The following is a 13793-nucleotide window of genomic DNA, read 5'->3' on the forward strand; positions in this document are numbered from 1 at the left end:
GAATGTGGAGTACCTTCGATAAGCAGTTGCTCGAAGATGAAGGCATGGCACGAGCTGGCCGATCGTCGAGCTTGTCTCAAAAGCGTTCGCGCAACCCGCCTAAGATTTGACGAGCGGTGTCGGCAACGACCCGTGCCGCCCCTCGGTCGCCCTTTGCCATTGAAGACAGGAACGACTTTGCCTGGTCAAGTGTGAGATGCGGGGGGAGCGGCGCAACATCGGGGTCGGTCTTGACCTCGAGGACCACAGGGCGGTCGGCTGAGAGCGCTCGGTCCCAGGCAGAGCCGATCTGCTCAGGATCGTCAACAAAGATGCCCACGAGCCCCAGCAGCTCAGCAAAGCGGGCATAGGGGACATCTGGCAAGGACTGCGTGGTTGGAAAGCGTGGGTTGCCCTCCATCACGCGTTGTTCCCACGTCACTTCGTTCAGATCCTCGTTGTTGAACACGCAAACGATGAGCCGTGGATCCGCCCATTGCTGCCAATATTTTTGGATCGTGATCAGCTCGGCCATATTGTTCATCTGCATCGCCCCGTCGCCGACCAAAGCGATAACCGGATTGTTGGGGTGTGCAAACTTGGCGGCAATTGCATAGGGAACGGCGGCTCCCATGGATGCCAGCCCACCTGACAACGAGCCGCGCTGACCCTGCTTCACCTGCCAATCACGCGCATACCAGTTGGCGCAAGAGCCTGAGTCGGATGTGACGATGGCGTTTGTCGGCAGTCGCGGCGACATCTCATAGACGACGCGCTGTGGGTTGACCGGCGAAGCTGAGGCGAGCGCACGGCCTTTCAGTCTCTCACGCCATGTTTCCATGCCGGCCGCAATATGGTCTTGCCAGCCGCGATCCTCTTGACGCTGCAGCAGGGGCAAGAGCGCGCGAAGCGTTTCGCCAGCGTCACCATGCAGGTTCACTTCGACCGGGTAGCGCAGCCCGAGCATCTCTGGCGCAATGTCAATTTGAACGGCGCGTGCCTGACCGTCGGCGGGCAGGAACTCGGCCCACGGAAAACCGGTGCCGATCATCAGAAGCGTATCGCACCTTTCCATCATGTCGGACGACGGCTTCGTGCCGAGCAGCCCGATGGCGCCTGTGACGAAAGGCAGGTCATCAGGCAAAACGTCCTTACCGAGGAGTGCTTTGGCAACGCCAGCACCCAGCCGCTCGGCGACCTCGATTACCTCGTCCGATGCGTTGCGGGCGCCGGCGCCAATCAGGATGGCGACCTTGCGGCCAGCATTCAGCACCGCGGCGGCGCGTTCAAGATCAACGGCGTGTGGCAAGACCCTGGGCTTGGCATAAACAGGCCCGGAGCGGGTGAAGCCGTGCGCTTGCTGTGGGTCCTCCCACGGCATGTCCTGAATGTCCTTGGGGAGGACGAGAACGGTGACGCCATTTTTTGCAGTGGCAATCCGCAAGCCACGATCAACGAGGTGGCGAAGCTGAGCGGGGGTTGCCGCTTCCTGTACAAAGTCCGCCACGTCCGCGAATATGCGGTCGAGGTTGAGTTCCTGCTGGTAGCTCGCGCCCCGCACTGTCGCTTCTGCTTGGCCGGCAATGGCAAGGACAGGCACATGGTCGCTCTTCGCATCATAAAGTCCGGTAAGAAGATGCGTGGCGCCGGGGCCACCCGTCGCGAGGCAGACACCTAGCTCTCCTGTAAACTTCGCATGCGCGGTGGCCATGAAGGCAGCCATTTCCTCATGGCGAACCTGGATGAACTCGATGCCGGCTTGGGTGCCTTCCACCCGCTGAAGCGCGCCAAGCACGCCGTTGATGCCGTCTCCGGGATAGCCGTAGATGCGGGAGACACCCCAGGATTTCAGCCGTTCGACGAAGAAGTCGCTGGTAAGCTGTGTCATGGCGAAATCCTGTTGTCTGTCGCAGAGTGACATAGGAACGCACCGACGATGCATAGGTTCGTTTGCGTCGGGCCAAATCTCGGTTGCAATGAGGGGCGGCGCTTGAGGTGTCCCCTGCAGAACCAGCAATCCTAAGGCTTCGCCGTGCACGATGAACACTCGTCTGGAGACAGGAATGCGATGGCTCGCCCAAATGACGATGGGACCGCCGCCGCAACCCGCCCAAGCCTTGTCTAGATCGACAGTCGACGCGCTGTGCTCGCGCTGCGATTTAGGCCAACGCCACGCCTGAACGCGGGACGCCATTGTTCAATCCGTGAGGGCGGTGAGAGCTCGACCTTAACAACAAGATGAAAATCCGAGCTAAATTGCTAACGCTGCTTTAGGAGCCACATGGGATGTGTGTAAGCCGGAGGTTTCCATGGCCGCACTTGTTTCCTGTATCACTGAGCAGCACAACCTCGCCCTTCTTCTCGTTGCCTTAAGCGTATCGTGGCCGGAAATTTGGCTGGGACCTTCATGCTTTCGCGCGCTCGGCAGTGTGTGCGGGCCCATCGCAATATCTGGCTCGCTGTTGCCGGCGCTGCGCTTGGCGGAACGATATGGGCAACGCATTTTATAGCCATGCTGGCCTATAGCATTCCCGTCTCTTATCAGCTGTTTGAGACGGGCGCCTCCATCCTGGTGGCGATCGGGATCTCATGTCTTGCGACCTTCGCATTGGTCGGCGTCCCCGGTCTTTCTGGTGCAGGCATCAGTGGCTGCTTGGTCGGGCTCGCCATCGCAGCGATGCATACAATAGGCCTGAGCGCCATCGGCAACTCGGCGCTCGTCGAGGGTCGTATGGATACATTCATCGCAGCATGGGCAATCGGCGGAGCTTTCTCGCTTATTGCGATGCAGGTTGCCTCCGGTCAGGTTACCATAACTAGACTGGTGTTCACCGCATTGCTGGTGGTGTCGGCCGTCTGCAGCCACCATCTGATTTCGATGAGTGGACTTCGCGTGGTGCCGCTCGATTCAGGTCCGCAGAACGGTCTGACTCTCATTGATCGCATCGGCATCGCAGCAGCGGTTTGCGTGGTCGCGAGCCTACTCATTGCGGCAGGTGTGGCGGCCGTTTTTTTCGATCGATACCTCACGGATGTGAAGGGTCTCGCAAATGCGACTTTCGAAGCGATTGTTTTGACGCGATGCGGAAGAGTCATCCATGCAAATGAGAAATTCCTGGCCATGGTTGGCAAACCGCTTCCCGCAATCAAGGCTCTCAATCTCGAAGATATTCTCAGTCAGACGAAGGCAGGAATGGGCTTTGTAAAAGCTCCTGATCGACTCATCCCGGTCGAGATCGTCGAGGGTGCTATCGAATATCAAGGCCGGGAGACTTCCTTCTTTGGATTGCGCGACATCAGCGAGCGTCTCGAGGCGCACGAGCGTCTCGATCACCTCGCATCACATGATCCCTTGACCGGTCTTTTGAATAGACGGGCTTTCAATGCGCGCGCCGAGGACGCCCTCTGCCTCGCTGAAGCCGAAACCTCGCCAGCGGCTCTGCTGACCATGGACCTCGATCGCTTCAAAGCTGTCAACGATCTCCACGGTCACGCGGAGGGAGATCTCGTGTTGCAGGAGGTCGCTAAGGTTCTGTCTTCGTCTTTCGACAGCCCAGCGCTCATCGGCAGGATGGGTGGAGACGAGTTTACGGTTCTTCTGCCAGGGAAGTATGATGATCAAGCGCAAGAGGCAGCGGCATGCTTTCTGTCGCGCTTCAAAACGGTCTTCGCATCCCATCCCAACGCGGCAGCGCTTGGCGTTAGCGTTGGCATCGCGGCGTTTCCCGCCCATGGAAGCAGCCTCACGCACTTGCAGCACAACGCGGACGCGGCTCTCTACCGCGCGAAAGCTCGAGGTCGAGGAAGAATCTATGCCTTCGACCGCTTCCTCGATCAGCAAATGCGGGAGCGGCGGCGGCTTGAGGATGAGCTGCGCAGAGCCATCCAGATGGATGAGTTTTTTCTGCTTTACCAGCCGATCGTCGATGCCTTATCCGGGCAGCCGGTCGGCTATGAGGCACTGCTACGCTGGCAACATCCCACCTATGGCGTTCTTGCGCCGGCCGTCTTCATCGAGGCAGCGGAAGAAAGCGGCAGCATCATTGAGATAGGGGCCTGGGTTCTCCAGAGAGCGTGCCGACAAGCGGCCGGGTGGGCGGAGAATGTGTTTGTGGCGGTGAACGTCTCGCCCCGTCAGCTTCTCTTGCCTGATTTACCCGAACATGTGGCCGCTGCCCTCATGGCAAGCGGTCTGTCGGCCAGCAGGCTTGAGCTGGAATTGACCGAGACGTCTCTTCTCGAAGATCGTGTCGAAGTGGGGCAGTCACTTCAAAGCCTGAAGGCGCTTGGTGTTCGCCTTGCAATGGATGACTACGGCAGTGGCTATTCATCGATGACCAACCTCAGGCGCTATCCCTTCGACACGCTCAAAATCGACCGCAGCTATGTTGCTGCGCTTGGTCGAGATCCCGTGGCTGGGGTTGTCATAGAGTGCGCCGTTGCCCTTGCAAGAGGCCTTGGTCTGACGGTCGTTGTGGAAGGTATAGAGACGGAAGAGCAACGGACGCTCATTTCTCCGTGGGCGCCTGATCTCATGCAGGGGTTTCTTTTTGGGCGGCCGGAAACGCTCATCAATGAAGCCGCCGCACACGATTTTTGTTTTACCCGGAGTAGGTCAGTCTAGCGTCGCCAATTTCGACAACGAAAGAGATAAGCGCTCGGCGAGACCTACTACTCGTAGGACGTCTCGCACGGCCACGCACTGCCTCTAAGACGCTTGTCATCGGCGTAATTTCGAGGGGATGAATTCCTATGATGGTGATGCCCGCGTCCGACTTGCCGCCGAGGATGGACCACGGTCTCGGCATTGTCTTCGAAGCCATTCATTGCACATTCGATAACATCGCGGGCAAATGACAAGATATCACGTCTAAATGTCCGAGCGCATGGACGGGTGCCGGACTGTTAAGATCGAAGTGTGTCCGAAGGAATCTATGCGTGGACCCGAATAGGTGTTTCGGAGCTCGCCCACCAGAGACTTTTCGACGAGCTCAGTTTTGTTGCCGTAAAGCGATAACGGAACCTATGTTTCGCGAGCGAACCTTTCCACGCTGAGCGTAAACGGCACAGCGCCTTAGTGTACCGGAGGCGGCCATTCTAAAAATACCGGTGTCTATGCCCTGCTGCAGCGCAAGGTGCCGTTCATCGTCGCCTGCGATATTGGTGCTGATCCCGGCTATGACATGGTGGATGTGCTTCGGCTGATCCAGCGCGCACGCATCGATCTCGGAGCAGAGATCACCTTTCTCGACCAGGCACAGATCACGGCCAAGATCGGCTGCTGCTCGCCGCTCGCGCGGGTTCTCGGTCCCTACGCCGAGCTTGCCAGGAGTGGCAGCTTTGACAAGCCAGGCGGCCCAGCCGCGACATTGGCAGCCATCCGCTATAACAATGGCACGCAGGGAACGTTGCTGCTGATCAAGCCGCGCCTAAGCTTTACCGAGCCGCCGGAGCTTCTCGCTTATTATCACCGCCCTGGCTCAGGCACCTTCCCACAGCAGACGACCGGTGACCAGTTCTTTGATGAAGAACAGTGGGAAGCCTATCGCCACCTCGGCGAATATTACCGAGCAGCTGTTTATGGCGCCCGATCGCAGTCTCGGCGACTGGTATCCGGTAGATATGAGGCCTTAGATGTTTTGTCCCAGGCTTCGATGGGCCAATTGAAAATCTGCGTTCCACACCAGCGAGAGCGCCTTATCGCGGCGAAGCGCGATGTCGAGAATGAACCTAACCGAGCTGCGCTTCGAACCTCAAGAGAGCTGTTTGACAAACTTTGCCAATTTTGGCTCATGTTTTCGTGCTATGGAGAGTCGAATGGCGACGATGAACGTATCTCTTCCGGACGCGATGAAAGATTGGGTCGAGGCGCAAGCAAAGACCGGGCGATATTCCAACGCCAGCGACTATGTACGCGATCTGATCCGGAGAGACCAAGTTCGCAGTGATAAGATTGCCGCAATGCAGCGCTTCGTTGTTGACGGGCTTAAAAGTGGTGTCGGTAGCCGGTCGAAGGACGAACTGTTTGCCGGGGCAGTCTCGCGTGAGGAAACGAAGCGCGGCGGCCGGTAATGCGTTTTCGTCTTTGTGTCGAAGCGGAAGAGGATATCATTACAATCGCGGAGCAAGGTGTGCGCATGTTCGGCTTCGCACGGGTTCGGCGGTATCATGACGAACTATTTGCGGTGCTTGATCTAATTGAAGCTAATCCGCGGATGGCGCGCGAACGAGAAGAGATTTCACCGCAAGTTAGAACTCTCTCGTTCAAAGCCCATCTCATTGTCTACCGGATGGAGGAGAACGGAGCAATTTTCGTAATCCGAATACGGCATGGACATGAAGACTGGGCGAACGATTCTGTCCAGGCACTCGCCCAGTGAATGAAGAAGCACAGTTGCATGATGGGCGTTAAGACGGTGAGTGTGACGCGTGTCCACGATATCTGTCATTCGCTAAATCGCTATTATACGATGCTTTTATTCGCGGGGTCTGCTGTCCGACTCCGCTCAAAATTTAAAATCTTACTAAGGACCCAATTTCGCACGATGGCCTTACGTACTGAGGATGGGGGTCATATATGTAGGTACGTTTCTACATGGAGCTTCTTTTGGGTAACATCAGTTTGACCAGCCGCGAATTAAACCACGATGTTGGCAGAGCAAAGAAGGCTGCTGAGGCTGGACCTGTCGTTATTACTGATCGGGGCAGGCCATCGCACGTCTTGATGACTTACAGGGAGTTTGAGCGTCTGACGGGGAAACGCCATAATCTTGTCGATGCGCTATCAATGCCGGGTTTGTCGGCCATCGATTTCGATCCTCCTCGATCGATTATAGCAGCTCGCGAAGTTGATCTGTCTTGAAATATTTGCTCGATACAAAGGTTGTCTTCGAACTTCGAAAAGTGGGCGACGGTAAAGCCGATCCGAATGTAACGGCTTGGATACGTGCGCATGATGCTCGTGATATGTGCATTTCTGCGATAACAGTTTTAGAGCTTGAGCGCGGAATACTTAGCATTCAGCGCCGTGACATTGCGCAGGGCTCTCGTTTGCGCGCATGGATGGATAGCCGGGTTCGCCCGGAGTTTGCTGAGCGTACCGTTGTGATCGACGATGCGGTGGCTACCCGTTGCGCTCACTTGCACATACCAGACCGCCGTAATGAAGCTGATGCAATCATTGCCGCCACGGCGCTTGTCCACGGGCTGGTGGTGGTGACGCGGAATATTCAGGATTTCCAGGGAACAGGTGTAGTTCTTGTGGACCCTTGGAGCGTCTGAGGCGAGGACCGCAGGAGGCCCGGAGCGTCCCTGCGAGTTGGGCAGTAATTGACGTGTCGCCGGTTCATATCCCTTTCAAGAGTTAGGTTGCCTTCAGGGCTTCAGGCTCCCATTGCCGCCAGTGAGGCAAGCACTTCTCGTTCGGCATAAGGCTTTCCGACGAAGCCGATAGGTCGCAGGCTCGCGCCAAGTTCCCGTGTCCGCTCGTCTAAATTCCCCGAAACGAACAGGCTTGGGATATCCCACCGCTCGCGTAAGGCTGCAGCGGTCTCGATCCCATTTGAGCCTCGTGCCAGGTTGATGTCCATGATTGCCACATCCACGCCGCCGCCAACCGCCTCAGCGAGCGAAAGCGCCTGCGCCATATCGGAAGCTTGTCCCACAACGGTATGGCCGGCCTCCGCAAGCATGTCTTCCAGATCGAGCGCCAACAGCATCTCGTCTTCCACGATCATCACCCGGAGTGGCATCAAGATTCCTTTGCCGGGAAAACGAGAGCAGCCTTGAAGCCAGTGTCACTCGTTTCGACGTCGAAATCGCCACCGAGCTGGGCTGCCATCGTCGTGACGATCTTGCGCGCGAGCTCGGTCAGCGAGCTGTCTGCCGATGGCCCGGACCTCGTCGTTTCCACTTCAAGCTCGAGCTTGCCGCCAGCCATCTCTTTGAAGGAAATCGCAACGCGCGAGACGCCGGCATTGCGAGCCACCGCCACCGTCAGGAGCTCATTGACGACGACCGAGACCGGAATGGCCCGTTCCGTGGGCAGCTCCATCGGGTCGATGTCGAACAAGACTTGCACATCTTCGCTTCTCCCGAGGATGTCCAGGCTGAGTTTCCTCAGATGAGCAGCCATATCGACCAGCAATGCGTTTTCAGACCGATAAAGACGCTCGTGCACGGAAATGATGGCCACCACCCGGGAAATCGCCGCCTCGAACGCTTCTATGGTGATAGGAAAGAGCAGTCGTCTAGCCTGCAGGCGGAGCGTGCTGACGACCAGCTGAAGCGTGTTTTTGACGCGGTGGTTCAGTTCGACGAGCAGGAGGTCCTTCTGCTCAACGGACGCCGCAAGGGCAGCCTCTCGCTCGCGGTCCGCGGTCATGTCCATCATCACGCCGATGATCCGCACTCTTCCGTCCGAGGTGCGTAGAACCTCCCCGCGGGAAGCGACGTAACGCACGTCGCCGGACGTCCGCAAAATGCGGAAATCGAAGTTCATCACTGTCTGGTCCGGCGAATCCATGACGCTTTGAACCACCTGATTGACCTTCGTGAGGTCATCTGGATGCATGTGCGCGAAGAAGGGTGCTGCGACCGGCCCACCCTGTCCGGGCTCAAAACCAAACAGTCTGTCCACAGCAGAGCTGCGCCGCCAGCTATCCGTTTCGGGCTCATACTCCCAGGACGCCAGATCGGCCGCGTGATGAGCTACCCGTAGGCGGGCGTCCGCTTCGCGGGCGGCCAGAACTGAGTCTGTTACATCCATCGGGCTCTGGATGATGTATTTCACCTCGCCATCGGGTCCGAGAACTGGAGTATGAACAGGGGTCCAGAATTTCTGCTGGAAGCCTCCACCCGGTCGTGGAATGTCGTACTGGATAGCTGCCATTTCGTGCGCCTTACGGGTAGCAAGCACGTGGCGGAGCGAGACTTCGAGCGGCCCCTGTTCCACGGTGCCCATCGCGTCCGGGTTTTCGGGAAACGCCTCAAGGATCCCCCTGCCCACAATGTCGTCACGCGTGCGCGAGGTAAGCGCCAGGTAGGCATCGCTCGCATCGACGATCACGAGACCAGCGTCCAGAACAAGATATGGTTGCGGCATTCCATGAAGAATGGCCGCGAAATCTGGGACAGCCTGCATCGGGACCTGTACGATGGTTGCGGAGGACAAAAGTTCTCTTCTGCTCTGTTGCGATCAAGGGGTGTTGAGATAGTCTCCAGCCAAAGGACAACAAGCCCCTTGATAAAAGCCTTGCGCGACCTCCATTTTCCACCGTCTTGCATCGCTGGCATTGAGAGTTTACCTAGCCTCTTTCCTATCAAGGGACTGATCATTGACCGAGCTGGACGTCCACGAAGAGCCCTCGCCCAATCCCGTTCAGGTTTCCGTTCCCGATAGACTGGAATACAGGCTCAAGCAGCAACGTATTGCTGCCGAGTTCGGCTACTTCGCGCTTAAGACGTGGGACCTGGACGAGCTTCTTCAGGAAGCCACCCGCCTCGCGGCCCTTGGTTTGAATGCTACGCATGCGAAGTATCTTCGCCCTCTTGGTAATGGCGCAGGATTTCTTGTCGTCGCCGGCGTGGGATGGAAGTCGGGAGTAGTCGGCCACGCTCGAGTGGGGGACGACCTCGAGAGTCCCGCTGGCTACGCCTACCATACTGAAACCGCCGTTATCTCGAACCATCTCGAAAACGAGGAACGATTCAGAACCCCGCTCCTTCTCGCGGAGCATGGGATTACCCGAGCTCTCAACGTCATCATTCGCTGTGACGTCAAGAAGTACGGAGTTCTTGAAGTGGACAGTCCTGGCGAAGGCATGTTCGATGAAGCCGACATCTCCTTTCTTGAGAATTTTGCTGCGATTCTGGGTGTTGCAATGCAGCGGGCGGAGCGTGACGAGCAACTGAAGGAAGCGTCCGCTCTGCAAGAGGTGCTCGTCCAAGAGGCCAGTCACCGCGTCAAGAACTCGCTGAGCGTGGTCGCCGGCCTGCTCGCCATGCAGGCGCGAACCGCGGAAAACGACGATGTCGCAAGGGCTTTGCGCGATGCCGGTCAGCGGGTGCAGACGGTTGCCTCTGTCCATGACAGGCTGTGGAAAAACAACACCGTCCGCATCATCGGGCTGGGAACGTTTCTCCGGGATTTGAGCGAGCAGCTGCAAGCGACAACATCAGGCGTGACAGTTCGCTGCAGGGTGGATGACGTCGACGTGCTGACACAACAGGCGGTGACAATGGGCCTGCTGGTCAACGAACTGGTGACCAACGCGGTCAAGTATGCCTATGACGAGCAAGGAGGGTTCGTTGACGTGGAAGTGCGTCCATCTGCTGAAGGCTGTCTCGTCTTGTCGGTGGAAGATCAGGGGAGGGGACTTCCTGACAAACTCGACACGTCGGGCGGGTCTAGTCTCGGTCTCAGGCTTATCGCTTCCCTCAGCAGGCAGCTTGGCGGAGAGCCGCGCTGGGAGCGGCTCAGTCCGGGGACGCGGTTCACTGTGACATTCTTACCCGCGTCGGACTCTTGATAAGGTCTCCGAACAGCAGCGGCGACACTGCCGTCTTCATCATGAATTCGACTATGGGAAAGCGCGAACCACGCCGGTTGCAGCGTCAGTCGGGTCAATATGATTGAACCGCCCCGGCTTTGCCGGAGGCTCCAACTTGTGAGAGAGTGGAGCCATCATGAGCGAGACAACGAATAAGTTTTCGCCTGAAGTCCGCAGCCAGGCCATCCGCATGGTGCGAGACCACGAGGCCGGGCATCCATCCCGTTGGGCTGCCGTTTCATCTATCGCTGCCATGATTGGCTGCTCGCCAGCCACGCTGCACAAATGGGTCAAGAAGACAGGGATCGACAGCGGTAAACGAGCAGGCCTGCCGAGCGATGTCGCCGAGAAGATGAAGGCTCTTAAGCGGGAGAATCGAGAGCTTCGTCAGGCCAACGAGATTTTGCGCAAGGCTTCGGCTCATTTCACCATCGCGAGCTCGACCGCTCCTTCAAGCGATGATTTCGTTCATCAACGAACACCGTGGTGTGTTCGGGGTCGAACCGATCTGCAGACTGCTGCCGATCGCCCCGTCAACCTACGACGAGAATATCGCCAAACGCGTGGACGTTGATCGCCTGTCGGTCCGCGCCCGCAGCGATACCGGCCTCAAGATCGAGATACGTCGTGTCTTCGAACAGAACTTTTGCGTCTATGGCGATCGCAAGGTCTGGCGGCAGTTGAAGCGTGAAGGCTTTGACGTCGCCCGCTGCACTGTTGCCCGGCTTATGAGATCGATGAGCCTACAGGGATCATTCGAGGAAAGACGATCCGCACGACGTACTCGGATAAGACGCCTCTGAGCCCGCTTGACCGGGTTAACCGCCAATTCAAAGCCCCTGCACCCAATAGGCTGTGGGTTTCTGATTTTACCTATGTCGCCACCTGGCAGGGCTTCGTCTACGTGGCTTTCCCGAAAACTCGGCAGGTTGGTCTCAGGTCACGTGACCTGATAAGATCAGGTGTCCAGCAGCGCCGGGCACCTGTTATGCTGACTGCATGTCTACGAAGGAGCGAGGCTTACCTCTTCAACAGCTTTGCGCGGGTGACTTCGCCTGTGGGTCCCCACGTGAACACGTAGGAACCGCTCGTGGACAGTGTGAATGTGCTGCCGTTTGTACCAACGGTCGCGGAAAGTCGCGAGCTGGTAATCGTTACGTTCTTGAGCGTTTGAGCTTGGCCACGGAAATAGTAGCTCACAGCGCCTGTGTCCGAGACGACGACCCGAACAGGCTTCCCGCTAGGCAGGTTGCCGCTCCAGGTGCCAGCGAAGGCACTCTCGGATGCTGAAAGTGCGGCGCCATTGTTTGCCGGAGTGCCTCCGCCGGCCACACATGCCGAGAGAGAAAGAGTGGTCAAGATTATTGCGATCAATCTTATCATTTCAGCCCCTGAAAAACACGTTGCACATTATTCGCTAACAGCAAAAAGAGGTAAGCTCCTCCCCAATATTGGTGAGGCGACGTCGCCACTGGCGCCGCAACAAACAAAAATGCGAATTTTTCTACCAGCTAAGGCACCAGCCTAACGCGTCTAAGATGGGTATGAGGGGTAAGACAGCATTGATCTTGCTCCTCTGTATGCGGCACCGGAGCTTTTTGTCGTACCAGAAAGCAGACTTATGACTAAAGGAGATGGCTCTTCTTGTATGTCCGCAAGCTCCATGACATGTTCTGCCTTCTTTATTCAGGGGAGTTGGATGCCTATTCAGACCATCGATATCTTGGAGCACATCTATACCGCAGCGCTTATCCCGGAAGAGTGGAATGGGGTCATCGACCGCTTTTCGGCCCATTTGAACGCGCGCGGAGGTTCGCTGTTTATCCTGGTCGATGGGGAGCTATACTGGGAAGCTCCATCCGCAACAAAAAAAATTATGGAAGACTACATAGCCGGCGGCTGGGATAAGAATAACCCTCGCCTTGATGGACTTCTTGCACGCGCTCATCCCGGGTTCGTCCGAGACAGCGACGTCTGTCATGGCGATCATGAAAGCTTGCCGATTGTCACCGAGTTTCTTCGACCCCGCGATATCGCCTATACCACTGCCACGGTTATCAAAGGCACACATGATGACCTTGCCGTCTTTTCAGTCGACCGGGGCAGGGCTGCGGGCAGCTTCACGCAGGAGGATATCGGCTGGCTCGATGCCTTGCGGCCACATCTTGCACGTTCAATCGCGCTGTCCAGCCGCCTCAGGCTAAAACAGGCGGCAACAGCGACTGCCACGCTCAGTATGGTTGGAATCCCAGCTGCAGTCATCGGCCGGAACCGGTCCGTGAAGGCGACGAACGACCTTTTCGATAAGCTCTGTGGAACCCTTTTTCTCCCTTCCGCCTATGGTGGGCTGTCGCTGAGCGACCCGCGCGCGAACCTTGCGCTGAAAGAGGCATTGTCGCCGATAGCACGATCAGGCACGAAGGTCCGTTCGATTCCGCTAAGAAACGCAGACGGGATAGTTGGTGTGCTGCATGCTGTTCCTGCTTACTTCCATGCGCGAGATATTCTAGGTGACGGCGGCACACTCATTGCCCTTGCGCAACCAAAAGATGCTGCACTGATTGAACCCGAGTGGCTCCGCTGGCTTTACGACCTGTCGCCCGTTGAAGCAACGGTCGCTGCCCTTCTCGCAAGGGGGTTTACAGCCGGAGATATCGCAGTCGAACGCCGGACATCCATCTCCAGCGTGCGGAGTCACGTGAAGAGCCTGCTGAGAAAGACCGGGCTTACGCGGCAGACCGATTTTGTGCGATCTATTGCTAGTCTCGCTGCGATTGAGCCTCTCACCCTGCACAGGTGAGCTGTTTCTCAGACGCCCACACGCAAGCCAAAAGGACAACACCCGCAACATCGGTGATCATTTGCCAAATCTTGAGGATCGCGAGCGAGAAAGCATAGACAACGCAGCCCTTGCTGCCTCGGGCGAGCGTTCAAGTCCCTTTCGCTGGCCGTCAACAGGGTAGCGGTCATCTTGTTGATGACGTCCTTGTTCCATACAGCAGAAGCTGGATGCTTCCACGCATCTTTCAGCCCGCCTGTGCGTTCTCCTGCCGTTCCACGCAAAGGAGAGCCGTGATGAGCAAGCGCGAACTGATTGATACCGGGACGGACAAGCGTTATGTCCGCCGTGATGACGACGGCAGGTTCAAGGAGAGCGTGGATGTCGGCCGATCCCTGTCTGCCGATAAACGCCACAAGGCGAAGAACGAGGCAAAGCCGGGGGAGGGAGATCGCGGCGATCATCGCACGAAGCACTGATCGTCG

Annotated in this window: 12 protein-coding genes, 1 pseudogene and 1 other annotated feature; of the genes and pseudogenes, 10 read left to right on the forward strand and 3 right to left on the reverse strand. The window is 57.4% G+C overall.

Annotated elements, in window-relative coordinates; translation table 11 throughout:
- Positions 1-76 precede the first annotated feature (76 nt).
- Positions 77-1867, reverse strand: a complete 1791-nt coding sequence (locus tag BMX61_RS20165; RefSeq protein ID WP_075627956.1) for a thiamine pyrophosphate-requiring protein — start codon at positions 1865-1867, stop codon at positions 77-79.
- 519 nt (positions 1868-2386) lie between these two features.
- Here BMX61_RS20165 and BMX61_RS20170 point away from each other — a divergent pair.
- From BMX61_RS20170 to BMX61_RS20190, 6 genes are all read left to right on the forward strand, one after another.
- Positions 2387-4603, forward strand: coding sequence for a bifunctional diguanylate cyclase/phosphodiesterase (locus tag BMX61_RS20170; protein ID WP_083639455.1), 2217 nt, complete (start codon positions 2387-2389; stop codon positions 4601-4603).
- A 511-nt stretch (positions 4604-5114) separates the two neighbouring features.
- Complete coding sequence (locus BMX61_RS25170; RefSeq protein WP_234794769.1) at positions 5115-5927, forward strand: hypothetical protein; 813 nt, start codon at positions 5115-5117, stop codon at positions 5925-5927.
- Complete coding sequence (locus tag BMX61_RS20175) at positions 5830-6051, forward strand: type II toxin-antitoxin system ParD family antitoxin (protein ID WP_234794767.1); 222 nt, start codon at positions 5830-5832, stop codon at positions 6049-6051. The genes BMX61_RS25170 and BMX61_RS20175 overlap by 98 nt, the downstream gene beginning before the upstream one ends.
- On the forward strand, positions 6051-6359 hold the full coding sequence (locus BMX61_RS20180) for a type II toxin-antitoxin system RelE/ParE family toxin (protein WP_075627958.1): 309 nt from the start codon (positions 6051-6053) through the stop codon (positions 6357-6359). The genes BMX61_RS20175 and BMX61_RS20180 overlap by 1 nt, the downstream gene beginning before the upstream one ends.
- A gap of 215 nt (positions 6360-6574) precedes the next feature.
- A complete protein-coding gene (locus BMX61_RS20185) occupies positions 6575-6841 on the forward strand; it encodes a type II toxin-antitoxin system prevent-host-death family antitoxin (protein WP_075627959.1) in 267 nt (88 codons plus the stop codon).
- Positions 6838-7260, forward strand: a complete 423-nt coding sequence (locus BMX61_RS20190; protein ID WP_075627960.1) for a type II toxin-antitoxin system VapC family toxin — start codon at positions 6838-6840, stop codon at positions 7258-7260. The genes BMX61_RS20185 and BMX61_RS20190 overlap by 4 nt, the downstream gene beginning before the upstream one ends.
- Before the next feature lie 101 nt (positions 7261-7361).
- Here the strand turns inward: BMX61_RS20190 and BMX61_RS20195 are convergent, their stop codons facing one another.
- The gene (locus BMX61_RS20195) at positions 7362-7730 is read right to left on the reverse strand and encodes a response regulator (protein WP_075627961.1); all 369 of its coding nucleotides are present in this window, start codon (positions 7728-7730) and stop codon (positions 7362-7364) included.
- Complete coding sequence (locus BMX61_RS20200; RefSeq protein ID WP_075627962.1) at positions 7730-9151, reverse strand: sensor histidine kinase; 1422 nt, start codon at positions 9149-9151, stop codon at positions 7730-7732. Before BMX61_RS20200 ends, BMX61_RS20195 begins: the two co-directional genes overlap by 1 nt.
- A gap of 163 nt (positions 9152-9314) precedes the next feature.
- Between BMX61_RS20200 and BMX61_RS20205 the strand changes: the two genes are divergently transcribed.
- The 4 genes and pseudogenes from BMX61_RS20205 to BMX61_RS20220 all read left to right on the forward strand — a co-directional run bounded on the left by BMX61_RS20205 (position 9315) and on the right by BMX61_RS20220 (position 13787).
- Positions 9315-10508: a sensor histidine kinase gene (locus BMX61_RS20205; protein ID WP_234794763.1), complete on the forward strand. Its 1194-nt coding sequence runs from the start codon at positions 9315-9317 to the stop codon at positions 10506-10508.
- Positions 10509-10665: 157 nt separating this feature from the next.
- A pseudogene (locus BMX61_RS20210) lies at positions 10666-11442 on the forward strand (IS3 family transposase); the annotation flags it as partial.
- Positions 10947-11062 (forward strand) — a sequence feature (AL1L pseudoknot). It overlaps the preceding pseudogene by 116 nt.
- 786 nt (positions 11443-12228) lie before the next feature.
- The gene (locus tag BMX61_RS20215; protein WP_170854988.1) at positions 12229-13329 is read left to right on the forward strand and encodes a helix-turn-helix transcriptional regulator; all 1101 of its coding nucleotides are present in this window, start codon (positions 12229-12231) and stop codon (positions 13327-13329) included.
- 275 nt (positions 13330-13604) lie between these two features.
- Entirely contained in the window at positions 13605-13787 is a 183-nt protein-coding gene (locus BMX61_RS20220) for a hypothetical protein (protein WP_075627965.1), read from the forward strand.
- Positions 13788-13793: the final 6 nt, after the last annotated feature.

The sequence above is a fragment of the Xaviernesmea oryzae genome, from assembly GCF_900109605.1.
In the GTDB taxonomy this organism is placed as follows: Bacteria; Pseudomonadota; Alphaproteobacteria; order Rhizobiales; family Rhizobiaceae; genus Xaviernesmea; species Xaviernesmea oryzae.

Excerpts from the sequence above, each read along its gene's own strand:
- BMX61_RS20170 (WP_083639455.1), top strand. The coding sequence starts at position 2,387 with ATGCTTTCGCGCGCTCGGCAGTGTGTGCGGGCCCATCGCAATATCTGG.
- BMX61_RS20215 (WP_170854988.1), top strand. The coding sequence starts at position 12,229 with ATGCCTATTCAGACCATCGATATCTTGGAGCACATCTATACCGCAGCG.
- BMX61_RS20185 (WP_075627959.1), top strand. The coding sequence starts at position 6,575 with ATGGAGCTTCTTTTGGGTAACATCAGTTTGACCAGCCGCGAATTAAAC.
- BMX61_RS20165 (WP_075627956.1), bottom strand. The coding sequence starts at position 1,867 with ATGACACAGCTTACCAGCGACTTCTTCGTCGAACGGCTGAAATCCTGG.
- BMX61_RS20195 (WP_075627961.1), bottom strand. The coding sequence starts at position 7,730 with ATGCCACTCCGGGTGATGATCGTGGAAGACGAGATGCTGTTGGCGCTC.
- BMX61_RS20175 (WP_234794767.1), top strand. The coding sequence starts at position 5,830 with ATGAAAGATTGGGTCGAGGCGCAAGCAAAGACCGGGCGATATTCCAAC.
- BMX61_RS20220 (WP_075627965.1), top strand. The coding sequence starts at position 13,605 with ATGAGCAAGCGCGAACTGATTGATACCGGGACGGACAAGCGTTATGTC.
- BMX61_RS20180 (WP_075627958.1), top strand. The coding sequence starts at position 6,051 with ATGCGTTTTCGTCTTTGTGTCGAAGCGGAAGAGGATATCATTACAATC.